Here is a 21,685-nt window from a genome sequence, read left to right as displayed (position 1 = left end):
GCCGTTTGAATTCGGTATGAGCCTCATCGCGCCCGCCGGGGGAGGGTCTGGCGCTAATTGTGCCTGTGCGAGGTTATCTGATGCTACGATACATATTGGCTGTTGCCACATTGGCAGCAACCGTGCTGCCGAGTGTTTCCGTCGCCGAGAGGGAAGCCACCGAATCTGCCAAACGCGAACTTGTAACCCGAAGCGAATTGCCCGGGCAAAAGTTCCGTGATTACTTGGGCCTGTTTAAGCCACGTAAAGAACCCGTGCTGCAACAGGTGTCCTATTCCAAGGATTGGCTGGATCAACTGCCGACTGCCGCTGGTGACGAGAACTTCAAATGTCTGGCTGAGGCGCTTTACTTTGAAGCGCGCGGCGAAAGCGTTCGCGGTCAGTTTGCCGTGGCCGAGGTGATCCTGAACCGGGTCAAAAGTAGCCGCTTTCCAAGTTCGCTGTGCGGGGTGATCAAGCAGGGAACCGGTAAGAAGTACCAATGCCAGTTCACCTACACCTGCGATGGTCAGAAAGAAGTTATCCGCGAGAAAAGAGCCTATGAGCGTGTGTCCAAGGTTGCCCGTGCGGCAATCGACGGCGTTGGCGTCGGGCTGACCGAAGGGGCGACCCATTACCACACCAAGGCGGTGCGCCCGTCATGGTCGCGCGTCTACAAAGAAACGGCCCGGATCGGCGTTCACATTTTCTACCGCCACAACTATCGGACCGCGAGCAACTGATTGACGCACCCGCGCTGGAACCTTGATTGCGCGGGGCGTTTTCTGCCTTATGTAGCGGACCAGGAGGTCCGCCATGATGTTATCCCGCAGACGGTTTCTGCAAACTTCGACCGCGCTTGCCTTGCTGCCAAAGGTGGCGCATGCGGCCAGCTCCGATCTGGTTGCGCAAGAAGCGGTGCAACAGATTGCGCCTGACGGATATCCAGCTACGCCGGTTTGGACCTATGGCGGCCGCGTTCCCGGAGTCGACATCCGATTGCCTCAGGGCGGGCGCGTCAGTCGCAAGCTGATAAACAACCTGTCTCAACCGACGGCAGTGCATTGGCACGGAATTCGGATCGACAACGCCATGGATGGCGTGCCGGGGTTGACGCAGGACGCGGTCGAGACGGGCCAATCCTTCGACTATGACTTTGTTGCACCCGATGCAGGAACCTATTGGTATCACTCGCATAACCGGTCTACCGAACAGGTTACCCGAGGTCTCTATGGATCTCTGATTGTTGAAGAATCCAGCCCGCCGGATGTTGATCAGGATCTGACGCTGATGCTGGACGACTGGCGGCTGGACCCGGAAACCGCGCATATCGTGGACGATTTTGACAATGGGCACGATCTTAGCCATGCGGGGCGGCTGGGTAATCTGGTGTCCGTCAATGGCGGTTTCGATCCGGCATACCCTGTTGGATCGGGGGAACGATTGCGATTACGCCTGATCAACGCATCGAACGCTCGGATATTTGATTTGGCGTTAGACGGGCTTGCAGGTTGGATTGTGGCTTTGGATGGGATGCCGCTGGCAGTTCCATTGCCTGTAGAGGACAGCTTCCCACTTGCGCCCGCACAACGGGCGGACCTTGTCGTGGATGTAACGTCCGCGTCCGGGGAAGTCGCGGGTCTCGCCAGTATCGAGCGGGACGGCGGCTATGGCTTGGTACGCTTTCAAGTTTCCGAGGCCTCCATATCGCAAAGGCAGGGTATTGAACCATTGCCTGCGAACAATATGCCTGAATTTCAGTATGATCAGGCACCGCTGCATCGCATGTCCCTGCAGGGCGGCGCGATGCGATGGCTGGAAGGGGCCAAGCTTGGCGATCAGGACCTGACAGGCCGTGAGCTGGCTCAACTGGGCAGGTTCTGGGCGTTGAACGGATACGCGGAACGACCCAAGGATCCGTTTCTGGATGCGCGTCTGGGTCAGGTGCACCGGATCGAGTTTGTGAACGAAACCGTTTTCCCTCATGCCATGCACCTGCATGGTCACCACTTCCGGCTCATCCTGCCGGATGGCAGTTTGGGGCCTTGGCGCGACACTATACTGGTGGACCGGGGCCAGACCCGTCAAATCGCTCTGGTCACAGATAACCCAGGCGATTGGCTGCTGCATTGCCACATGCTGGGACACGCCGCCTCGGGCATGATGAGCTGGTTCCGCGTCAGCTGACGCCGCATTCGATGGCTGGAAAGACGCATGTTGCGGTGCTATACGCGCGCGCATCGTTTATTTTGGGCAAACACGTCCACAAAGCCCGAAAAGGTCCGCCTGTATGAGCTCTGAAATCCGTCTTGCCTTTGCGCACCCGTCCGAGCGGTCCGAAGCGACCGCTGCCCGGGGGCCGTTGGACCGAATTTCTCTGCGCGATCATATCGTCGAGGTTGAAATCGGCGCGTTTCAGGCCGAGCGTGGTACGACCCAGCGTATTTGTTTTAACATAGTAGTGGAAGTTCGCCCGCTGACCGATCCCATCGACGATGACGTGGATCGCATCCTGTCCTACGACCGGGTGACTGAGGCGATCGCGTACGAGCTTGCGGCGGAACGTCTTAACCTGCTTGAGACGTTGGCAGACCGGGTGGCCGAGCGAATTTTACTTGAGCCGCAGGCCGTAAGAGCGTTTGTCAGAATAGAAAAACTTGATCGAGGTCCCGGCGCCTTGGGTGTCGAGATTGTGCGCGGAAAAGACAAGGCTCATCACGACGTCGTCGAGGAAGAGCGCCCGCATCCCCGGCTGGCCTTTCTGTCGAACGAGGCTATCGCATCGCCCAATCTGACCGGATGGATCGATCAGCTGGAAAATCGTGAACGCCCGTTGATCCTATGTGTCGGCGCGGCGGATATGCCTGTTTCACAGACTGGCCACGCGATGACCCAACGCCGAATTGATCTGTTGGCGATTGAACAGAACGCCTGGGTTTTGGCTGCCCGCGATCACCGCTGTGTTGTCGTTTCAACGCGGACTGAGCTGGATTGGGCCATGAAAAATGGTCAGATTTGCGTCTGGGCACCCTCAAAAATCGTGCTGGATGCTGTTGACGGCCAATCGGCGGCACCTTCGGATGCAGTGGCGCTGGCGGCATGGTTTGCTGCCACTTTTGAAGCGAGTGAGATGATGGTGATCGGCGGCGCGCTGCCCGACGCCCCTGAAACCCCGTTGCGTGCGATCTCGGTGGATCAGGCACAACTGTGACCGCGTATTTTCGACCTTTGGTTCAGCACGGTCCGAACCGTCCGTTGGGGGCTGTACCAATTGCGGGCCAGCCGCTGTGGTTTACCGATGTCGAACGGTTAAGCCGTGAAGAGCCCCCAAGGATCATTGCCGTGCAGGATGTGCCGGACGACGCGCTGGACCGTCTGACGCGTCCGCGTGCCGATGTCGCCGGCCTTGCCATGGATCGCCCGCACATTATGGGCATTCTGAATGCAACGCCGGACAGTTTCTCGGATGGCGGCGTGCACAATTCGGTCAGTTCGGCCCAATCTGCGGCTGAACAGATGGTGTCACAAGATGCAACCATTCTGGATATTGGCGGCGAATCGACCCGACCCGGAGCAACTTTCGTGCCCGAAGATGAAGAGATCGCGCGAACCCGCCCCCTGATCGAAGCGATCAAATCCCGCACTGATGCGCTGATATCCATCGATACGCGCAAATCCGCCGTCGCCAAAGCAGCGTGGAAGGCCGGAGCAGGGCTGATCAACGATGTAACAGGATTTACCTTTGACCCACAGCTTGCGCCGTTTTGCGCACAAGTTGGCGCTCCGGTCTGTGTGATGCACATGCAGGGCGATCCGGGCACAATGCAAGACAATCCGACCTATGACGACGTTCTGCTGGATGTCTACGATTTCCTTGAAGGGCAGGTGGATCGTCTCGAAAAACTCGGGTTGGACCGGGATCAGATTATCGTTGATCCAGGCATAGGGTTTGGCAAGACCGAGGCACATAACCTGGCCTTACTGCAAGGGATCAGCCTGTTTCATGGTCTAGGTTGCCCGATCCTGCTGGGTGTGTCCCGAAAAGGTATTATTGGGCAGATTGGCAAAGAGCCGCGCAAGGGCGCCCGCGCGCCGGGATCAATCGCCGTCGGGCTGGCTGGATTGTCACAAGGCGTTCAAATTCTGCGCGTGCACGATGTTGCAGAAACCGCTCAGGCCTTGCGCCTTTGGGCCGCCGTCCGGTAAGGCGGAGGCAGGCAAGAAATGACGGAGTGACATTATGCGCAAGCTGTTCGGAACCGATGGGGTGCGGGGTACAGCCAATACCCATCCAATCACGGCTGAAATGGCATTGCGCATCGGGGCCGCCGCTGGCCGTTACTTCCGCCGCGATCAATCCGACGTCCACCGTGTTGTGATCGGTAAGGATACGCGCCTGTCCGGCTATATGGTGGAAAACGCCCTGACGGCCGGATTGACTTCGACCGGGATGAACGTGTTGCTGCTTGGACCGGTGCCGACGCCCGCTGTTGGTCTGATGACACGGTCGATGCGCGCGGATCTTGGGGTGATGATCTCGGCCAGCCATAACCCGGCCGAGGACAACGGAATCAAGTTCTTTGGTCCTGACGGATACAAGCTGTCTGATCAGGCGGAGCTCGAGATTGAAAAGCTGATCGAAGAAGGTGTCAAACCTGCGCAGGCACGGAATATCGGCCGTGCCAGACGGGTGGATGATGCGCGGTTCCGATATGGTGAACGCGTCAAATCTTCGCTGTCGCGTGACTTGCGTTTGGACGGGCTAAAAGTTGTAGTCGATTGCGCCAATGGGGCCGCTCACCGCACGGCGCCCGAGGTTTTGTGGGAATTGGGTGCCGAGGTGATCCCGGTCGGCATCACGCCGAATGGTAAGAATATCAACCTCAACTGTGGTTCGACCAAACCGCAGCTGGCTGCCGAAACCGTGGTGGCCCATGGCGCAGATATCGGGATTTGTCTGGACGGTGATGCCGATCGCGTCGTTATGATCGACGAGAATGGCCAAGTCGCGGATGGGGATCAGTTGATGGCGCTTTTGGCGACCAGCTGGGCCGAAGCAGACCGTCTGAAAGGCGGCGCGCTGGTTGCAACGGTTATGTCGAACCTTGGCCTGGAACGTCATCTAGAAAGCCATGGCTTGCGTCTGGAACGCACCGGCGTCGGGGATCGCTATGTCGTTGAACGTATGCGCGAAGGCGGGTTCAACCTGGGTGGCGAACAATCGGGCCACATCGTCATGAGCGACTATGCGACCACAGGCGACGGCCTTATGGCAGGCCTCCATTTCCTGGCGGAGATGGTTCATACGGGTCAAAAAGCATCGGAATTGGCGGTGCAGTTCGAAACCGTACCGCAAATGCTGAAGAACGTGCGCTATGGCGAAGGACAAGCCCCGCTTGAGGCCGCCAGTGTGCAGGCTGCAATTTCTGACGCCGAGGCGCGGCTGAACGGGCAGGGACGGTTGCTGATCCGCAAATCAGGTACGGAACCTCTGATCCGCGTCATGGCGGAATGTGAAGATGATGCGCTGCTGACCCAGGTTGTCGACGGCATCGTTGCCGAAGTCGAGGCCGTCACAGGCTAGCGCCCAGTCAACATCTTTCGCAGGCTGAACCACTGGCTGATGGCCAGCCCGGTCAGGATCATGGCCAGCGCCACGAAAAAGCGCAGCGGCAACGCTTCGGACAGAACCCATGCGCCGAACACCATGGACCAAATCGGGACCTGGTAATTCACCAGCGTCATAAAGACCGATCCTGCGCTGCGAATGACGGATACGCGCAGCAGTGTTGCAAATGCCGTAGGGACCAACCCCAAAACGATGATGGCAATGCTTGGGCGGGTACCTTCCCACGTGGGGACGCCTTCGGTCACGAACATGATCGGCAAAAGGATTACTGCGCCGACCAGCAGGGTCAGGGCGGCCAGAACCACCGGATCAATGGGCGGACATTGACGGGTGAAGATCGACGCCAGAGAATAACACAAGGCGGCCCCGATGCAGGCCAGTTGCGCCAAAGGTTCCGACCCGTGGCCGAGTTGCGCCAAGCCGGGGCCGATCAGCACCAACGCACCGCAGAATCCAAGGATCACGCCCACCAATTTTCTCAGGTTCAGGGGCTCGTCCGAAAAGAAATGCGCCAGCGGCAGTACCATCAGAGGGATTGCGGCCATGGACAGACCCGCGAAGGCGGACGGTACGTATTGCTGCCCCCAGCTTAGCAGAACAAAGGGCAGGGCCGAGGACAAGATACCGATCACGATGACCGAAGCCCACAAGGCGGTCGACCCCGAGGGTAGCTTGCGGTTTGTAGCGGCCATCAGCCCCAGCAACATTACTGCGCCAAGCGTCGTCCGCGCGGTGGCGACTGTGATAGGTCCATACCCTTCCAGCGCCATGGTGACGACCATGAACGTACCGCCCCAGATCAGGCCAAGGGTGATAACGCCGCTCCAATCGCGGGATGTGGGGTGCTGAACCATCTGCGTCTCGGCTTGGGGTAAGGACAAAAAAGGGCGGCCTTATGGGCCGCCCCTTCGCATTCGCTTGGCAGGATCAGTTCTTTTCCTGATCGACCAGCTTGCCAGCAGAGATCCACGGCATCATGTCGCGCAGTTTCTTACCAACTTGTTCGATCTGATGCTCATCATTGTGGCGACGGGCCGCTTTGATGGTCGGCTGACCGACGGCGTTTTCCAGCATGAAGTCACGGACGAACTTTCCGGTTTGGATGTCGGACAACGTCTCTTTCATCGCTTTCTTGGTCTGCTCATAAGGCAGAATGCGCGGGCCGGTGACGTACTGGCCGTACTCGGCAGTGTTCGAGATCGAATAATCCATGTTCGCGATACCGCCTTCATAGATCAGGTCAACGATCAGCTTGGTCTCGTGCAGACATTCGAAATAGGCCATTTCGGGCGCATAACCTGCCTCAACCAGAGTTTCGAAACCACAACGGATCAGTTCGACGATACCGCCGCACAGAACGGCCTGCTCACCGAACAGGTCGGTTTCGCACTCTTCGCGGAAGTTGGTTTCGATGATGCCCGAGCGGCCGCCACCGATGGCCGAGCAATAGGACAGGCCGATTTCCAGAGCCTTTCCGGTCGCGTCGCTGTCAACAGCTACCAGGCAAGGCACGCCGCCGCCTTTGACGTATTCGCCGCGTACGGTGTGGCCGGGGCCTTTGGGGGCCATCATGATGACGTCGATGCCTTCTTTCGGCTCAATCAGGCCAAAGTGGACGTTCAGGCCATGGGCAAAGGCAATGGCGGAGCCGGGCTTGATGTTGTCATGCACGTATTTCTTGTAGGTCTCGGCCTGCAGTTCGTCGGGCATGGTGAACATGATGACGTCGCACCAGGCCGCCGCTTCGGCGATGCCCATGACTTCCAGGCCTTCGGCTTCAGCTTTTTTGGCGGATGCCGAGCCTTCGCGCAGAGCGACGACAAGGTTCTTCGCACCCGAGTCGCGCAGGTTAAGTGCGTGGGCGTGGCCTTGGCTGCCGTAGCCCAGGATTGCTACTTTTTTGTCTTTGATCAGGTTGATGTCGCAATCGCGATCGTAATAGACGCGCATGTCGCCGGTCCTTTCTGGTTAGATTGCCGAGGGTTTTACCTGCCGGATGTTGAATTGGCGATAGGGTTGCACTTGAGTATTTGCGAAAAAGATGAAGAATAATTCGTGTGATACCAAAAATACGAAAAAATCATGCTTGATGACATAGACCGTCGAATTCTGCGCCATTTTCAGGCCGACCCCAGTCTGTCAGCCGCGGAACTCGCCGAGCGTTGCCGTATCAGCCAAGGGGTCTGCTGGCGCCGGGTCGAAAAGATGCAGGCCGCAGGCATCATCCAAGGGCAAGAGGCCGTGATCGACTGGGCGGCACTTGGGTACGCGGTCGAGGTTTCGCTGCGGGTCACGCTGGACAAGACCCAATCGCGCGCGTTTGACGAATTCACTTCGGCCGCCCGGCAGGTGCCTGAGGTGATCGAATTGCAGACCTTTCTGGGCCGGGTAGATGTGCGTCTGTCGGTGATTGCCAGGGACATGGCACATTACCAACAACTCTACCGCGACCGCATTCTGACCCTGCCGCATATCGCGGATATTGAGGCCTTGATGCACATCGCGCGGGTCAAAAGCGAAGAGGTGCTGCCGGTATGATCGATCTGGATGAACTTGACCGAAAGATACTGCGCGCGCTGGCGCAGGATGCTTCGCTAAGCGCGGGGGCGTTGGGACGTAAGCTGGGATTGTCACAACCCGCGACATGGCGGCGAATTCGACGGCTGGAAACCTCGGGCATTATCAAAGGTCGCCGGCTGCGCTTGAATGCCGAGGCGTTGGGATTCGGCGTGACCGTGTTCCTAGGCGTAAAACTGGCACGCAAGGGACAGATCAGTTTGGAGGATTTTGAGCGCGCGGTTAGTGCAATTCCCGAAGTTCAGACAGTTGAGCATGTGCTGGGTCTGTACGATTATCGCCTGCGGGTTGTTGCCCGCGACCTGTCGGATTTTGAGCGTGTCCTGCGCCGTCGGATAATGACCTTGCCCGGCGCAGGAGATGTCGAAGCCAACGTCCTGCTAAGTGAGGAACGTTTGCCGGGACCGATCGGATAAGCCCGTTCAGTACCGCGTGCGGATGCAATATCCGGGATGGTGTGTCATCCGGGCAAATGCCATCGGATTTCCGTTCTTCCAGGTCGTGCGCTCTAGCTGGATCATCGACGTTCCGGGGGTAGTTCCCATGAATTCCGCCAATCGTCCGTCCGCGGAGATCGCGCAAAAGGAGACTTCAGCCTCGGTAAACGGAGAGGCGTTCAATAGCCATTCATGGGGGCCCTGGGTGCTCAGATCAGCATGTTCGATTTCGGGTACCGCATCTATGTTGATCCAGCGTTCTTCCAACTGGAAGGGACGGTTGTCGGCATAATGCATGCAGATGACTTGCAGGACGCGAATGTCCGCGGAAACACCGATCTGTGAAGCCAGCCAACCGGGGCTTGCGACCACGTTGCGTTCAACCAGCGAGTACCGATAGGTTGCATTTTGGCTTTCAACCGTTTGACGAGCCAACGAAAATTCTAGCTTGGCGTGCTTGCTGGGTTCCTTTTTGACCCGGGTCCCGCTTTTGCGTTTGCGCTCGACAAAGCCCTGATCAGAAAGCTCGCGCAGGGCACGGTTCACTGTCGCGCGTGCGCAATTGAATTCCTCGGCAAGCTGTGTTTCGGTTGGCAGAAGCGATCCCTGCGGCCAAATGCGGCTTTCGATCCGCCGTTTGACTTCGTCCCGTACAACTTGAAAACTGATCCGCTTATGCGCATTCACCTGTCGAAATACCTTTCTTCTGCAAAGTGAGTGCATCTGGTCAGAAACACGTCAGAGTGTAAAGGGCGACTGACACTAATTGGCGTCATTTCTTGCCAGATTCGACCAACAAAATATCATTTGAGTGTTTTGTTTTTGGTTCCCTTAGGCCAGATATTCGGGTTCAGTACGGGTCTCGGCAAACTAACCCGGGTCGCGAGGCCGCTGACGACAATTTGAAAGGACAAACCATGCCAGCGCTATTGGACACCGTCGATCCCTCTGGGCTCGAAGAGTTCTCGGTCGTGTTTACGGATCGGTCTCTGAACCACATGTCAGTGCAGTTTCAACAGGTGATGCGGGACATCTCGGGGTTGCTGAAGGATGTGTATAATGCGGATGGTGTGGCGATTATCCCTGGTGGTGGCACCTATGGGATGGAGGCCGTCGCCCGGCAATTTGCACGCAATGCCAATGTACTTGTCGTTCGGAACGGGTGGTTTTCCTACCGCTGGAGCCAGATCATCGAATCCGGTGATCTGACGGCGTCGGCGACGGTTCTTAAGGCTCGTGAAACCGGCAATTCCAGCCCGTCGCCCTTTGCCCCCGCACCGATTGACGAGGTTGTTTCAACAATCCGTGAACAGCGTCCGGACGTTGTTTTTGCCCCACATGTAGAGACCTCGGCCGGTGTAATTCTGCCCGACGATTACGTGACTGCCATGGCCGCGGCGGCGCATGAGGTTGGGGCGTTAATGGTGCTGGACTGCATCGCCTCGGGTTGTGCTTGGGTCGACATGAAGGCCACCGGTGTGGACGTTCTGATCTCGGCCCCCCAGAAAGGCTGGAGCGCATCGCCCTGCGCGGGCCTTGTCATGTTTTCTGAGCGTGCCGAAGCGCGGTTGGAGGAGACGACGTCTGACAGCTTTGCCGTTGATCTGAAGAAATGGCGGCAGATAATGCAAGCCTATGAAAATGGCGGGCACGCGTATCACGCGACCATGCCCACGGATGCGTTGAAGGCGTTCCGCGATACGATGGTCGAGACCGAGCGAAGCGGTTGGGAAACTCTTCGAAATGCTCAATGGAATCTGGGAAATGGAGTGCGGGAGCTCTTGAAGGGATACGGTATTATCTCTGTTGCGGCGGACGGATTTGGCGCGCCGGGCGTTGTGGTCAGTTATACCTCAGATCCAGATGTTCAGAATGGTAAGAAATTTGCGGCTTTGGGCATGCAGATCGCAGCAGGTGTGCCGCTGCAATGTGATGAGCCCGAAGGATTCAGCACCTTCCGCCTCGGTCTGTTTGGTTTGGACAAATTGTATGACGTTGACGGCACCATCGGGCGGCTCAAGCGCGTGCTGGATCAGGTTCTGTGAAACCGTTCGGGCCTTAGCGTACGCCGAGGCCCATTTCCATCAAGGTCTTGCGAACAGCCGGCAGGGAATAGAGCGCATTCAACCCCATTGCCCTCACGTCCCTTAACGGTCGCGCCTCGATCATCGAGGCGCGGTTTAACAGATCAATTCCTTTGACCCGCATCTCGATCTCGGTATGGCGGGCTTTGTGATAGGCCTCGAGCATCTGCGCGTCGCCCAAACCTTCGGGGCGGGCCTGCGCCAGTTCCAGCAGACTGCTCAGATCGCCCAGCGACATGTTCAATCCCTGGGCTCCAATTGGCGGCACCACATGGGCAGCTTCGGCCATTAGTGCGACTCGCTCGCCAGCCAGACGTTCTGCGGACTGGCTGATGATCGGCCAGATGGTCCGGCGCGAAGCCAGTTTTAACGGTCCGAACAACCCACAGGACCGTTCGGTCATCAGCGCCTCAAACGCTTCGGGCTCGGTGTTGAGCAACTCAACCGCGCGGGGTCCGCGCTCCATCCACACAATCGCCGAAGACGGTTGCCCCTGCCAATCGGGCAGGGGGACCAGGGTGAAGGGCCCACCCGAGCGATGGATCTCGGTCGAGACATTGTCATGGGGAATCGGATGTGTGACCGCAAAGGCCAATGCCTTCTGGCCATAGCGCGTTGTATGGACCTTGATCCCAGCCGCCTCGCGCATGGGAGAGTTGCGCCCGTCAGCAGCGACCACCAGCTTGCAACGAATGCGGCTGCCGTCACTCAGGCCGACACGCGCTTCGGCAGTGCGGGTGAACAGGCTGACGGTGCCTGTACCGGCACGGAAATCGACATTGGGCAGTACGGCCAGTCGTGCCACCATCTCGCGCCGCAGCAGCCAGTTGGGCAGGTTCCAGCCGAACGGTTGATCCGAGATATCAGCGGCGTTGAAATCGCGCACAACGCGGGGTTCAGGAACATCTCCGCCTGCGTCCACAATCCGCATGATCTGCAAAGGGGCCGCGAGTGCGTCCAGCCGTTGCCACAACCCACATTGCTCTAACAGCCCGTGTGCGGGCTGAAGAAATGCGGTGGTTCGCAAATCAGAGCCGTCCACGTCGCGCTCGGTTATCGGGGGCGTCGGGTCCACGCAAATAACGTCGAACCCGGCGGTTCCAAAGGCCGCCGCGGCGGTCAGACCGGCGATTCCTCCGCCGGAAATCAGGATGTCACAGCTGTCTTTCATGACCTTGGCCTCCGAGTGTTGGGCAGACCCTAGTTCGGTTCCTCCGCCGGTGCCAAGTGACATCCTGTCTCGCGTGTCAGCCGCGCGAGATCAGGATGAGGATCAGGAACATCACCGGCACCATCATCACCGCCGGGATGTACAGGCCCGGCAAGCCAAACAACAGGGCAGAACATCCCCACATGCTGAAAATCGCGGCCGCTGTATAACCCCATTCTTCGCCCTTTGCATGAGCGGCATCCTTGGCTAGCCAGCCAAACAGGGGGATTGCAAACAACAGGCGCTGCCAGATGGGCAGGCGTCCGGGCATCTCGATCGCGCTCATGGGGTCTCCGATTCTGTTCGTCGCTGAGGCGCATATAGGGTCGATGATGCACCTGCAGAATGTGCAGATCGTCGCAGTGTGACAGCCTATCGCAGGCGGGCCAGAAACGCGGTCAAATCGTCGGTATGATGGTGGATATGCTCAGCCTTATGCGGCTCGGGCGCGACGTGAACAGTGCGCATTCCCATCGCGTGCGGAGCAGTCAGATTGCGCGGATCATCTTCAAACATAGCCGCCTTGGCGGCGTCGATGCCATCCTGTGCAAAGATCGCCTCGAACGCGGCCTGTTGAGGTTTTGGACGATAGCCCGCGTGTTCTACGCCATAAACCGCATCGAACAAACCGCTGAGGCCGCGTGCTTTTAGCACCCGTTCGGCATAAGGCGCGCTGCCGTTGGTGTAAACGATACGACGGCCGGGAAGGGACCTGATGTGGTCGGCCAACTCAGCGTCGGGGTCCATGTGGCTCATGTCCACCTGATGCACGGCGTATAGATATGGGTCGGGGTCCAGGTCATGCTCGGCCATCAAGCCGGCCAGCGTGGTGCCGTATTCCCGCCAATAGTGCGAGCGCAGACGATCCGCCTCGGCCCGGTCGACGCCAATGGCCTGCACCACGTAATCCGTCATCAGAACCTCGATCTGGTCGAATAGTTGCATATGAGGCGGGTACAGCGTGTTGTCGAGGTCGAACACCCATTGGGTGACGTGCGAAAAAGAAGGTTTGACCATGGGTTGGGTTTAGGCCGCCATGCACAGGTTTTCAATGCTACACTTGATTGCACGGGCCTGAGACGGATAGACATGTCCGAACGAGGAGAAAAAACACCCCATGCCGCAATCCCGTCAGCCCAACAAAGACGCCTATAGCCTTATTCTCGAAGCGATTGATGTGGGCGTTTACAAGCCCGGCGACCGATTGGTCGAAAGTGAGCTGGCGGAACGGTTTGGCGTGTCCCGCACGCCGATCCGCGAAGCGTTGCAGCGCCTCGAGACGCAGTCCCTGCTAGAGCGTGACGGACGATCACTGATCGTGGCCTCGCTGGATCACAACCAAATGGCCGAACTTTATGTGGTCCGGCGCGAGTTGGAAGGATTGGCCGCAAAGCTGGCCGCGAAACACGCCACCGAAGAAGAGATCAAAGTGCTGCAGGACATGGTCGCCGCTGACGATGCGTTGGTGAATGATCCAACGGCACTGTCGCGGGCCAACCGACGGTTTCATGAACAGATCCATCTGGCTTCGCACAACCGGTATCTGGTGCAGCAGCTGAATCTTGTGCACCGCACAATGGCTCTGATGGCTACGACCTCGCTTGCCGTTCAGGGCCGTGGCGAGATTGCGCAAAGTGAGCATAAGGGCATTGTCGAGGCGATCACCGCACGGGATGAAGAGGCGGCTGAGCGCGCGCTGAAAGAACATATCTCGGTGGCGTTCATGACCCGGCTGAAACAGGATGCCGTGTTGCGCGAAAAGTGACCGTCAGTGCGGCTGTACTTCTTCGCGGGCCTGCCCATGCTGAGTTTTGTCCCAGAAGAACGGGTTGCTGGCCAGTTCCCACAGGGCTTTGTAGGCGGCTAACACGCCTAGCGGAAAATAAAGCGGCATTGTTGGAACCCACGGCATAAGGAATCGTCTTTCAGGCGCTGCTACGGCCAGCATTCCAACGATCAGATTGGTGATCTCGGCCACCAGAAACAGGCTGATGAGTGCGTAGAAGGCCCAATCAGACAAAAGCGGATCGAACGGGCCAGGCAAGCCCAGTGTCGCCAACCAGAACAACCATAGGACCGGTGCCAGTAGAAACTGACCGATAGTCCCCAGAAAGAACGCCTGAATGCCAAGAAATCGCTTGAGCCCGATGTCGCCCAGCAGACGCCGCGGCGCACGCATGTGCACCAGATATGTAACCATGAACCCCTTTAGCCAGCGCGAGCGCTGCTTGACCCACGGCCAGGCGCGAAAGTTTGCCTCTTCATAGGTGGTGGTATCAACCATCTCGGTTCGATAGCCCGCGCGGCTGAGGCGCACGCCCAGATCGGCATCTTCCGTTACATTGTGGGCATCCCAGCCGCCAAGCTCCAGCAGCTTGTCCCTGCGGAAAAAGAATGTTGTGCCCCCAAGCGGGACGACCAGACCCAGATTCGCAATGCCTTGCAGGATGATCCGAAACCAGCTGTTGTATTCGATTGTAAAACAGCGTGACCGCCAATTTGTGCGCGGGTTGTAATAATCCAGAACACCTTGCAGGCAGACGACGTCCTCGTCAGCCCGCGCAAAATGCCGGACCACCCGTTCGATCTGATCCGATTGCGGGGCGTCCTCGGCATCCCACACACCCAGAATGTCGCCACGGCAAAAATCCAGCGCGTAGTTCATCGCGCGGGGCTTTGTCGTCAGTCCGTTCAGTTCTGGGACTTCAACAGTTCTGATCCAGCTGGGTAGATCCACTCGTCCCAATGTGGTGCGCGTGACCTCATCTGAGGCCTCCAGCACCAGAATGACATCCAACAACGCCTTTGGGTAGGTCAGGCGTTGTAGCCGCTTAATTAAGGCGCTTGCTATTTCTCGTTCTTTGTAAAGGGGTACCATCATCGACACGCGTGGTAATCGCAGCGGGACAGGTTCGGGCGTTGGGCACACTAGGCGGTATCTCATAAGATATGAGACCAAGCCTGCCATGCGCAAAATCATGAACATAAGCAGCGAAACCGTGGCTGTGGTCAAAAGAACAGTCAGACCAACCAGAGGAAAGGCTGTAAAAAAGAAAAGAAGTCCCGCAAGGACAGCGATGGGACCCGCGCGCTTTGTCGGCGTCCACGATCGACAGCTCTGATCCTTGCCGACCCGGGTTTCCGCGCCTTTTGCCAAAGTTTCGGAAAATGAGCTGGCAATCGCGTGATCAATCTGACTGGCCGATGCAAGTACCGGGGCAATCGTGTGTTCGGTGTGGGACAGGGCGGCGCGTACCGCGGCAAAGCGGTTCGGATCAGCGGTCGCGATCAGCAGGATCGGGCCGATGCGTTGCCACGGGATCACATTATGCTTCAGCCAGAACTCGACCGGTTTGATGTCACATAAGGTCGGGGAGGGGGGCGTGTTTTTCAGATCGGCAATTTGCAGATTGGTCTGCTCGGACAAAGCATCCATGACTTCCTGACGGCTGATCCAGCCCTCTCCGACAAGGATCTCGCCCAGCGGGGCCTGTTGTCTGGATTGCAAGTGCAGCGCCTTTTCGAGCTGCGCGGGGGTGATGCATCCACGTTCGAGTAAACAGGCGCCAAGGGGTTTCCGCGCCCCAAAAGAAATCGGCGCGGCGCGCGCGAATTGCTGCAGGCTATGTTCAACCATAAAAAAACCCTGACACGGTGACCCGCGTCAGGGTGGCTCAATCAAGGTTAACAGCGCGTTAACACTAAACGATGGAGTGGTTAAGCCTGTGCTTTCTTGTCTGCCATAGCTTCGGCAAAGCGTTCGAACAGATAGTAGCTGTCCTGTGGGCCGGGTGAGGCTTCGGGGTGGTGCTGCACTGAATAGACAGGGCGATCGGTCATGCGGATGCCGCAGTTGGACCCGTCAAACAACGAGCGGTGGGTTTCCACAACTCCGTCGGGCAGGGACTGGCCATCCACAGCGAAGCCATGGTTCATCGAGGTGATCTCGACCTTGCCGGTATCCAGGTCTTTGACCGGATGGTTGGCCCCGTGGTGGCCGTGGTTCATCTTGACGGTATGGCCGCCCAAAGCCAGCGCCAGCATCTGGTGGCCCAGACAAATGCCAAAGACGGGCAGATCGGTGGCGTCTAGAACCTCTTTGATCATCGGCACGGCGTATTCACCAGTGGCTGCCGGGTCTCCGGGGCCGTTCGACAGGAACACGCCATCGGGATTATGGGCCAGCACCTCGGCAGCTGTCGCCGTTGCAGGCAAAACCGTGACGTCGCAACCAGCCGAGGCGAGGCAGCGCAGGATATTGCGCTTTGCGCCAAAGTCGACGGCGACTACTTTATGCACCGGAGCTTCCTGACGTTTATACCCGTCCGGCCAGGCCCACCGCATTTCGTCCCAGCGATAGCTTTGGGCGCAGGTGACCTCTTTGGCCAGATCCATGCCTTCCAGACCGGCAAAGCCACGCGCGGCGGCGACCAATGCCTCGATATCAAAGTTACCGTCGGGATCATGCGCCAACGCGACATGAGGTGCGCCTTGCTGACGGATGGCGCGGGTCAGGCGGCGGGTGTCCACGCCACCGATGGCGATGCGGCCGCGGCGGGCCAGCCAGGCCTTCAGTTCTTCGGCCGAGCGCCAGTTCGATGGCTCGGTCGGGTCCCATTTGACCACCATTCCGGCGGCAACCGGATCGCCAGTCTCGTCATCCTCGGGGTTCACGCCGACATTGCCGATATGAGGGAAGGTGAAGGTCACGATCTGTCCCGCATAAGAGGGGTCGGTCATGATTTCCTGGTATCCGGTCATGGCGGTGTTAAAGCACAGTTCAGCCACGGTTTGGCCGGTGGCACCGAAGCCCATACCGTAGAACAATGTACCGTCGGCCAATGCCAGACATGCGGTGGGCTTGGACGGGGCGTTCTGGGCCATGGCGCGACTCTCCTGCAAGGTAAACCGGCGCATACCTAAGGGGGTTGTCCGCTCGGGTCAAGTCTGTTCAATTTTTAGGCTATTGTTTAAAATCAATAAGTTAGCTGCATGCGCCCCCTGTTGTATCGCGCTTTTTGTTTCGATATGGTCGGGGTTCCTTTGCCATGGGGATGGACAGAACATATGGATATGCGATCAAGGGTGAACACTGCCCTGAAGCAAGCAATGAAAGACAAGGATGCCGAGCGTCTGTCGACGCTGCGCCTGATTAATGCTGCGATCAAGGACCGTGACATCGCTTCGCGCGCGTCTGACAACGAAGAAGCCAAAGGCTGCGGCGACGCAGAGGTGCTTGAAATTCTTGGTAAAATGACCAAGCAGCGCAAAGAAAGCGCCCGTGCCTATGAAGAGGGCAGCCGTTTGGATCTGGCCGAACGGGAACTGCGCGAGGTCGAGGTCATCGAGGAATTTCTGCCCAAGCAATTGGACGATGACGAGGTGAGCAAGGCCATTCAGTCCGCAATCACGGCCACCGGCGCCGGGTCGATCCGCGACATGGGCAAAGTGATGGGTGAGCTGAAAACTCGCTACACCGGCCAGATGGATTTCGGCAAGGTTGGCCCGATGGTCAAAGACCAGCTTTGCGCTGGGGCAAGCGGCGGCTGCTAAGCCCTTTTCTTTTGCCAGATGCTAAGACTGCGCGACGGGTTCGCGCAGTTTTTTTGTGAGCTCATCAAACAGCGAAATCCGCTCTTCCTCAGACAGAAACGCGCCGATTTCAACTTCGCGACCGTCACCGGTCAGTGTGACATAATTCGGGACCGGGCCTCCGCGCTCGTGCATTTCGGGGCGCGCCCAATAGCGGTTGCACGACCACGCCTGCTGCCCCCGTTGGGGGTGATGCTGCACCAGACGGGCCTGCGATCTGGTCAAGGTCAACACCTCGAAAACGCTGCGTGCACGGTAATTGGACTGGATCGCGAACCACAGTCCCAGAACGGTCAACAGCATGAATGGCAGCAAACCCCACAGCAAAACCGAACCAAGTACAGCCATCAGGGGAATCAAGCCAAACAAAAAGACCGCCAACACCACACGCATCGCCCAGCGTGGGGGCAGAGAGTTATGCGGCCACAGGCGCAACTCTTGCTCGGAACTTGAGGTTTGATTCCATCGATACGGCATGGTGCAAAAATAGCGCAACACCTGCCGGTGTCTAACAGGAAAGATCAGATGACGTGCCCAACTCTGGCCCAGGATAACGCGTCGTCCAGCCGGTCATCGCCCCAGAAAACCTCGCCGCGAACGACCAGGCTGGGGGCGCCAAAAACGCCCAGCTTTGTGGCCTGTTCGGTTTCGGTTTCAAGCGCCGAGATCGTGTCCGGGCTGCGTGCGCGGGCAAGGGTCAGGCGCGGGTCCTGCTGACACCGATGCAGCGCTTCTGATAACGCGGTTTCGCTGCCCGCCTCGATCCCTTCTTCGAACCAGATGCGGTACAGGTTTTGAGTAAAGGATTTACCCCAGCCATCCGCCATACCCAGCACGGCAACCTGATTGGCCAGCGCAAGATCCGAGATCGGGTAGGGTGCAGGAAGCGTTGCGTGCAGGTGGTATTTTGCGGCTCGCCGCTCGATATCACGCCACATATATGCGGATTTGGCCGGTTTGCCTGCAAATGGAATGTTCTGTTGTTCGGACATCACGGTGCGCACGTTAAACGGTCGCCAATTGACGGTCGCGTCATGCTCATCACACCAATCATCCAGGCGCATGATTGTCAGGAAGCTGTATGTGCTGCCGATGGAAAACCAAAAGTCAATTTCGGGCATCTGATGGCTCCGATCCCAGGGTTTCTGGATACATGATACCCTAATTTGGGCAGATTATCGAACGCACCCTGAAATGGCGTTGCGGACACGCCAAATCGGGTCGCTCTAAAACAGAACTTTTTCGATGGGTTGCGCGGGTTGAGGCGCAACCCCGCAGTCTGTCATCTGCCGTAAGTCAATCTCGATGCTGCGACAAAGGGCCGAGATCGGAACATCGGTCACATCCCCTTCGAACGGATCCTCCATCGAGGCGCTGACGCGTTCGGTGACAAAGAAGATCCAACAAACCAGCGCCCCAACCGGCGCGAATGTCAGCCAGTCGAAAATAACAAGCTGCCATACAGAGATATCTGCCCCGGGGATGATTGATCGCTCGTCGTTGAACGCCAGCGGCAGCATGAAGATGAAGATCCAACTGAAGACGCGACCGACCTCGGCAACCTGTCTTGGGAAGGGTGTGTTCTTGATGCGCTCACATTGCCCCTGTGTCGTCGTAAACCGCGCGAGGCGGTCCATCAGGGCGACGCGCCAATAGGGGTCAATGCCGCGGCTGCGTGCCAATTCTGCTAGCTTTTCGCCCTGAAGAAACAACAGATAGGCGGCGCGATTGCTCTTGCCCTCAAGCCTTGCCAAGTCGATTGGCAACTGGCGTTCGCGCCAGCATTCGGGCATTTGATGCAACTCGGTTCGGTCAGAAATAGGTTTGTGCCCAAACATCCATGGGCGTCGGCTGCGTCCTGTCGGCGAGGGCTGGCGCAGCTGAAAGGCAAGCATATTGAGCCACGCGATGTGACGTTCGATCAGTTCGTCGCGCAGCGCGGGATCAATCGGTGTGCCGTCGGGCAGCACCAGATTGCTAATAGTGTTGCCCCAGTCCCGGCTGGCATTGACGATCTCGCCCCAGATGCTGCGCGCTTCGGACCAGCGCGCAAAGGCCGATGTGTTTTTGAAGCCCAGAAAGAATGCCACTGCCAGCCCGAGCATGGTGACGGGCGGGCTGGGGTTCGAGATCAACTCGATTGTCGTGATCTCGTCCGCCAGAACAACCAGCAGCGTCCATGTCAGCACGATGCAGATAAAGCCAAAGGAGCCCTTGACCATCTGTCGTACAGTAATTCCGTCGTGAAGGATCATGACCGACCGGGTCCTGCGCAATTGGCGATTGCAGATCAGTCTAGCGGCTTATTCTCGGGCAAGTCTATGCCAGCGTTGTTTAATTCTTGAGGCGTGAAAAATGAAAAGCCCCGCATCTGCGGGGCTTTGTCAGTCTATATTGCCGGGATTAGTGGGCGTGGCCTTTATCCCAGTCTTCCTGCTTTGGCAGCTGTTCGAACGTGTGTTCGGGCGGCGGGGTAGGCAGGGTCCATTCCAGCGTGTCCGCGTATTCGTTCCACGGGTTCGGACGTGTTTCTTTCGCGCCGCGCAGCAGGGCGTAGATCACGATGCCGAAGAACAGCAGGAACGAAGCGAACGAGATGAACGCACCAATCGACGATACAAAGTTCCACTGAGCGAATGCCTCGGGGTAGTCGATGTAACGACGCGGCATGCCCTGACGGCCCAGGAAGTGCTGCGGGAAGAAGGTCAGGTTGGCGCCGATGAAGAACAGCCAGAAGTGAACCTTGCCCCAGAATTCCGAGTACTGACGACCTGTCATTTTCGAGAAGTAGAAGTACACGCCCGCGAAGATCGCAAACACGGCACCCAAGCTCATCACGTAGTGGAAGTGCGCAACCACGTAATAGGTGTCGTGATACGCACGGTCCACACCGGCCTGCGACAGAACCACACCGGTCACACCGCCTACGGTGAACAGGAACAGGAAGCCGAAGGCGAACAGCATCGGTGTCTTGAACTCGATCGAACCGCCCCACATGGTCGCGATCCACGAGAAGACCTTAACCCCGGTCGGCACCGCAATGACCATCGTGGCCAGCATGAAGTACGCCTGCTGACGCAGTGACAGGCCAACGGTGTACATGTGGTGCGCCCATACGACAAAGCCCAGCACACCAATCGCGATGATCGCCCAAACCATCGGCAGGTAACCGAAGACCGGCTTGCGCGAGAAGGTGGCGATGACGTGACTGATAATTCCGAACCCAGGCAAGATCACGATGTACACTTCCGGGTGGCCAAAAAACCACAGGATGTGCTGATACAGGATCGGATCGCCGCCACCGGCGGGATCAAAGAAGGTGAAGCCAAAGTTGCGATCCATCAGCAACATGGTGATCGCACCCGCCAGAACCGGCAGGGACAACAGAATCAGCCACGAGGTGACAAAGATCGACCAGCTGAACAGCGGCACCTTAAACAGAGTCATGCCCGGGGCACGCATGTTCAGGAAGGTGGTGATCATGTTGATCGCGCCGAGGATCGAGGAGGCGCCCGATACGTGCACGGCAAAGATCGCAAGGTCCATGGACATGCCGCCTTCGGTCGTCGACAGCGGCGGGTACAGAACCCAGCCAACGCCCGAACCGAGCTGATCGTTACCACCGGGGCTCAGCAACGAGGCCACACCCAGCGACGTACCAGCGACATAAAGCCAGAAGGACAGGTTGTTCATCCGCGGGAAGGCCATGTCCGGTGCACCGATCTGCAACGGCATGAAATAGTTGCCAAATCCGCCGAAAAGCGCGGGGATGACCACGAAGAACATCATCAGAACACCGTGATAGGTGATCATAACGTTCCACAGGTGTCCGTTAGGGGTGCAGAGCTCGGCTCCGCTGCCGAACAGTCGGAAGCCTTCCAGGCACATATGCTGCACCCCGGGTTCCATCAATTCGATCCGCATGACAACAGTCATCAGAACTGAAATCAGACCGGCAAGTGCCGAGACGACCAGGTATAGAATCCCGATGTCCTTGTGGTTGGTCGACATGAACCAGCGCTGGAAAAATGTGCGCTGGTCTTCATGGTCGTGACCATGAATGGCTGCGTCTGCCATTATAGGTGCCTCCTGTTGCAACTGCACCGCGCAGTTGGACCTCTCCAAGGCGCGGGATTCCTGCTGGTTTTAGATTGCGGGGGGACGACCTTCAATGGTC

22 protein-coding genes are annotated in these 21,685 nt (G+C 58.0%); 10 read left to right on the top strand and 12 right to left on the bottom strand.

What is annotated here, in order from left to right; translation table 11 throughout:
* The first annotated feature begins 80 nt into the window (after positions 1 to 80).
* The 5 genes from AC2FFP_RS06475 (at position 81) to glmM (ending at position 5,563) form a co-directional block, all read left to right on the top strand.
* Positions 81 to 722 (top strand): cell wall hydrolase, encoded by a 642-nt coding sequence (locus AC2FFP_RS06475; protein WP_058277625.1) that lies wholly within the window; start codon positions 81 to 83, stop codon positions 720 to 722.
* A gap of 73 nt (positions 723 to 795) precedes the next feature.
* Positions 796 to 2,166 (top strand): multicopper oxidase family protein, encoded by a 1,371-nt coding sequence (locus tag AC2FFP_RS06470; protein WP_496766806.1) that lies wholly within the window; start codon positions 796 to 798, stop codon positions 2,164 to 2,166.
* Positions 2,167 to 2,269: 103 nt separating this feature from the next.
* Entirely contained in the window at positions 2,270 to 3,190 is a 921-nt protein-coding gene (locus AC2FFP_RS06465) for a dihydroneopterin aldolase (RefSeq protein ID WP_496766805.1), read from the top strand.
* Positions 3,187 to 4,185 carry a dihydropteroate synthase gene (gene folP, locus AC2FFP_RS06460; RefSeq protein ID WP_496766804.1) on the top strand — a complete coding sequence of 333 codons (999 nt, stop codon included), beginning with the start codon at positions 3,187 to 3,189 and terminating at the stop codon, positions 4,183 to 4,185. The genes AC2FFP_RS06465 and folP overlap by 4 nt, the downstream gene beginning before the upstream one ends.
* Positions 4,186 to 4,219: 34 nt before the next feature.
* A complete protein-coding gene (gene glmM / locus AC2FFP_RS06455) occupies positions 4,220 to 5,563 on the top strand; it encodes a phosphoglucosamine mutase (RefSeq protein WP_496766803.1) in 1,344 nt (447 codons plus the stop codon).
* On the opposite strand, the gene AC2FFP_RS06450 is transcribed toward glmM, so the two are convergent.
* Together AC2FFP_RS06450 and ilvC are read right to left on the bottom strand one after the other, a co-directional pair.
* Positions 5,560 to 6,462, bottom strand: a complete 903-nt coding sequence (locus AC2FFP_RS06450) for a DMT family transporter (protein ID WP_496766802.1) — start codon at positions 6,460 to 6,462, stop codon at positions 5,560 to 5,562. The genes glmM and AC2FFP_RS06450 overlap by 4 nt on opposite strands.
* A gap of 73 nt (positions 6,463 to 6,535) precedes the next feature.
* Positions 6,536 to 7,558, bottom strand: a complete 1,023-nt coding sequence (gene ilvC / locus AC2FFP_RS06445) for a ketol-acid reductoisomerase (protein ID WP_058273912.1) — start codon at positions 7,556 to 7,558, stop codon at positions 6,536 to 6,538.
* 132 nt (positions 7,559 to 7,690) lie between these two features.
* Between ilvC and AC2FFP_RS06440 the strand changes: the two genes are divergently transcribed.
* Positions 7,691 to 8,146: an Lrp/AsnC family transcriptional regulator gene (locus AC2FFP_RS06440; RefSeq protein ID WP_496766801.1), complete on the top strand. Its 456-nt coding sequence runs from the start codon at positions 7,691 to 7,693 to the stop codon at positions 8,144 to 8,146.
* Complete coding sequence (locus AC2FFP_RS06435) at positions 8,143 to 8,601, top strand: Lrp/AsnC family transcriptional regulator (protein WP_496844000.1); 459 nt, start codon at positions 8,143 to 8,145, stop codon at positions 8,599 to 8,601. Before AC2FFP_RS06440 ends, AC2FFP_RS06435 begins: the two co-directional genes overlap by 4 nt.
* Before the next feature lie 6 nt (positions 8,602 to 8,607).
* Here the strand turns inward: AC2FFP_RS06435 and hutC are convergent, their stop codons facing one another.
* A complete protein-coding gene (gene hutC, locus AC2FFP_RS06430; protein ID WP_496722205.1) occupies positions 8,608 to 9,309 on the bottom strand; it encodes a histidine utilization transcriptional repressor HutC in 702 nt (233 codons plus the stop codon).
* Between the two features lie 230 nt (positions 9,310 to 9,539).
* Between hutC and AC2FFP_RS06425 the strand changes: the two genes are divergently transcribed.
* A complete protein-coding gene (locus AC2FFP_RS06425) occupies positions 9,540 to 10,667 on the top strand; it encodes an aminotransferase class V-fold PLP-dependent enzyme (RefSeq protein WP_496776386.1) in 1,128 nt (375 codons plus the stop codon).
* Between the two features lie 13 nt (positions 10,668 to 10,680).
* Here AC2FFP_RS06425 and AC2FFP_RS06420 read toward each other — a convergent pair whose 3' ends face one another.
* From AC2FFP_RS06420 to AC2FFP_RS06410, 3 genes are all read right to left on the bottom strand, one after another.
* On the bottom strand, positions 10,681 to 11,877 hold the full coding sequence (locus AC2FFP_RS06420; RefSeq protein WP_496880827.1) for a UbiH/UbiF family hydroxylase: 1,197 nt from the start codon (positions 11,875 to 11,877) through the stop codon (positions 10,681 to 10,683).
* Positions 11,878 to 11,953: 76 nt separating this feature from the next.
* Positions 11,954 to 12,202, bottom strand: coding sequence for a hypothetical protein (locus tag AC2FFP_RS06415; RefSeq protein ID WP_282168549.1), 249 nt, complete (start codon positions 12,200 to 12,202; stop codon positions 11,954 to 11,956).
* An 86-nt stretch (positions 12,203 to 12,288) separates the two neighbouring features.
* Positions 12,289 to 12,933 carry a pyrimidine 5'-nucleotidase gene (locus AC2FFP_RS06410; RefSeq protein ID WP_496843999.1) on the bottom strand — a complete coding sequence of 215 codons (645 nt, stop codon included), beginning with the start codon at positions 12,931 to 12,933 and terminating at the stop codon, positions 12,289 to 12,291.
* A gap of 100 nt (positions 12,934 to 13,033) precedes the next feature.
* Between AC2FFP_RS06410 and AC2FFP_RS06405 the strand changes: the two genes are divergently transcribed.
* Entirely contained in the window at positions 13,034 to 13,681 is a 648-nt protein-coding gene (locus tag AC2FFP_RS06405) for a GntR family transcriptional regulator (RefSeq protein WP_058273905.1), read from the top strand.
* A 3-nt stretch (positions 13,682 to 13,684) separates the two neighbouring features.
* On the opposite strand, the gene AC2FFP_RS06400 is transcribed toward AC2FFP_RS06405, so the two are convergent.
* Together AC2FFP_RS06400 and carA are read right to left on the bottom strand one after the other, a co-directional pair.
* Positions 13,685 to 15,553 carry a glycosyltransferase gene (locus tag AC2FFP_RS06400; protein ID WP_496843998.1) on the bottom strand — a complete coding sequence of 623 codons (1,869 nt, stop codon included), beginning with the start codon at positions 15,551 to 15,553 and terminating at the stop codon, positions 13,685 to 13,687.
* A gap of 80 nt (positions 15,554 to 15,633) precedes the next feature.
* The gene (carA, locus tag AC2FFP_RS06395; RefSeq protein ID WP_496776398.1) at positions 15,634 to 16,800 is read right to left on the bottom strand and encodes a glutamine-hydrolyzing carbamoyl-phosphate synthase small subunit; all 1,167 of its coding nucleotides are present in this window, start codon (positions 16,798 to 16,800) and stop codon (positions 15,634 to 15,636) included.
* Positions 16,801 to 16,983: 183 nt separating this feature from the next.
* Between carA and AC2FFP_RS06390 the strand changes: the two genes are divergently transcribed.
* Positions 16,984 to 17,469 (top strand): GatB/YqeY domain-containing protein, encoded by a 486-nt coding sequence (locus AC2FFP_RS06390; RefSeq protein ID WP_496776400.1) that lies wholly within the window; start codon positions 16,984 to 16,986, stop codon positions 17,467 to 17,469.
* A 21-nt stretch (positions 17,470 to 17,490) separates the two neighbouring features.
* Here the strand turns inward: AC2FFP_RS06390 and AC2FFP_RS06385 are convergent, their stop codons facing one another.
* From AC2FFP_RS06385 to ctaD, 4 genes are all read right to left on the bottom strand, one after another.
* Positions 17,491 to 17,985 (bottom strand): DUF2244 domain-containing protein, encoded by a 495-nt coding sequence (locus tag AC2FFP_RS06385; protein ID WP_496776895.1) that lies wholly within the window; start codon positions 17,983 to 17,985, stop codon positions 17,491 to 17,493.
* A gap of 44 nt (positions 17,986 to 18,029) precedes the next feature.
* Positions 18,030 to 18,629 (bottom strand): 2-hydroxychromene-2-carboxylate isomerase, encoded by a 600-nt coding sequence (locus AC2FFP_RS06380; RefSeq protein ID WP_282118722.1) that lies wholly within the window; start codon positions 18,627 to 18,629, stop codon positions 18,030 to 18,032.
* Positions 18,630 to 18,734: 105 nt separating this feature from the next.
* A complete protein-coding gene (locus tag AC2FFP_RS06375) occupies positions 18,735 to 19,763 on the bottom strand; it encodes a bestrophin family protein (protein WP_496880826.1) in 1,029 nt (342 codons plus the stop codon).
* A gap of 148 nt (positions 19,764 to 19,911) precedes the next feature.
* Entirely contained in the window at positions 19,912 to 21,585 is a 1,674-nt protein-coding gene (gene ctaD / locus AC2FFP_RS06370) for a cytochrome c oxidase subunit I (RefSeq protein ID WP_496722223.1), read from the bottom strand.
* Positions 21,586 to 21,685: the final 100 nt, after the last annotated feature.

The organism is Ruegeria sp. YTSC004, assembly GCF_059609805.1.
Note: the sequence above shows the minus strand (reverse complement) of the source record. Positions and strands in the feature narration are given on the sequence as shown.

Bases quoted from the DNA above. Each gene is read 5' to 3' on its own strand.
- glmM (WP_496766803.1), top strand. From the start codon at position 4,220: ATGCGCAAGCTGTTCGGAACCGATGGGGTGCGGGGTACAGCCAATACC.
- AC2FFP_RS06390 (WP_496776400.1), top strand. From the start codon at position 16,984: ATGGATATGCGATCAAGGGTGAACACTGCCCTGAAGCAAGCAATGAAA.
- AC2FFP_RS06375 (WP_496880826.1), bottom strand. From the start codon at position 19,763: ATGATCCTTCACGACGGAATTACTGTACGACAGATGGTCAAGGGCTCC.
- AC2FFP_RS06475 (WP_058277625.1), top strand. From the start codon at position 81: ATGCTACGATACATATTGGCTGTTGCCACATTGGCAGCAACCGTGCTG.
- ctaD (WP_496722223.1), bottom strand. From the start codon at position 21,585: ATGGCAGACGCAGCCATTCATGGTCACGACCATGAAGACCAGCGCACA.
- AC2FFP_RS06465 (WP_496766805.1), top strand. From the start codon at position 2,270: ATGAGCTCTGAAATCCGTCTTGCCTTTGCGCACCCGTCCGAGCGGTCC.
- AC2FFP_RS06400 (WP_496843998.1), bottom strand. From the start codon at position 15,553: ATGGTTGAACATAGCCTGCAGCAATTCGCGCGCGCCGCGCCGATTTCT.
- ilvC (WP_058273912.1), bottom strand. From the start codon at position 7,558: ATGCGCGTCTATTACGATCGCGATTGCGACATCAACCTGATCAAAGAC.
- AC2FFP_RS06440 (WP_496766801.1), top strand. From the start codon at position 7,691: ATGCTTGATGACATAGACCGTCGAATTCTGCGCCATTTTCAGGCCGAC.
- carA (WP_496776398.1), bottom strand. From the start codon at position 16,800: ATGGCCCAGAACGCCCCGTCCAAGCCCACCGCATGTCTGGCATTGGCC.
- AC2FFP_RS06405 (WP_058273905.1), top strand. From the start codon at position 13,034: ATGCCGCAATCCCGTCAGCCCAACAAAGACGCCTATAGCCTTATTCTC.
- AC2FFP_RS06470 (WP_496766806.1), top strand. From the start codon at position 796: ATGATGTTATCCCGCAGACGGTTTCTGCAAACTTCGACCGCGCTTGCC.
- AC2FFP_RS06450 (WP_496766802.1), bottom strand. From the start codon at position 6,462: ATGGTTCAGCACCCCACATCCCGCGATTGGAGCGGCGTTATCACCCTT.
- AC2FFP_RS06410 (WP_496843999.1), bottom strand. From the start codon at position 12,933: ATGGTCAAACCTTCTTTTTCGCACGTCACCCAATGGGTGTTCGACCTC.
- AC2FFP_RS06420 (WP_496880827.1), bottom strand. From the start codon at position 11,877: ATGAAAGACAGCTGTGACATCCTGATTTCCGGCGGAGGAATCGCCGGT.
- AC2FFP_RS06380 (WP_282118722.1), bottom strand. From the start codon at position 18,629: ATGCCCGAAATTGACTTTTGGTTTTCCATCGGCAGCACATACAGCTTC.
- AC2FFP_RS06435 (WP_496844000.1), top strand. From the start codon at position 8,143: ATGATCGATCTGGATGAACTTGACCGAAAGATACTGCGCGCGCTGGCG.
- AC2FFP_RS06385 (WP_496776895.1), bottom strand. From the start codon at position 17,985: ATGCCGTATCGATGGAATCAAACCTCAAGTTCCGAGCAAGAGTTGCGC.
- AC2FFP_RS06425 (WP_496776386.1), top strand. From the start codon at position 9,540: ATGCCAGCGCTATTGGACACCGTCGATCCCTCTGGGCTCGAAGAGTTC.
- AC2FFP_RS06415 (WP_282168549.1), bottom strand. From the start codon at position 12,202: ATGAGCGCGATCGAGATGCCCGGACGCCTGCCCATCTGGCAGCGCCTG.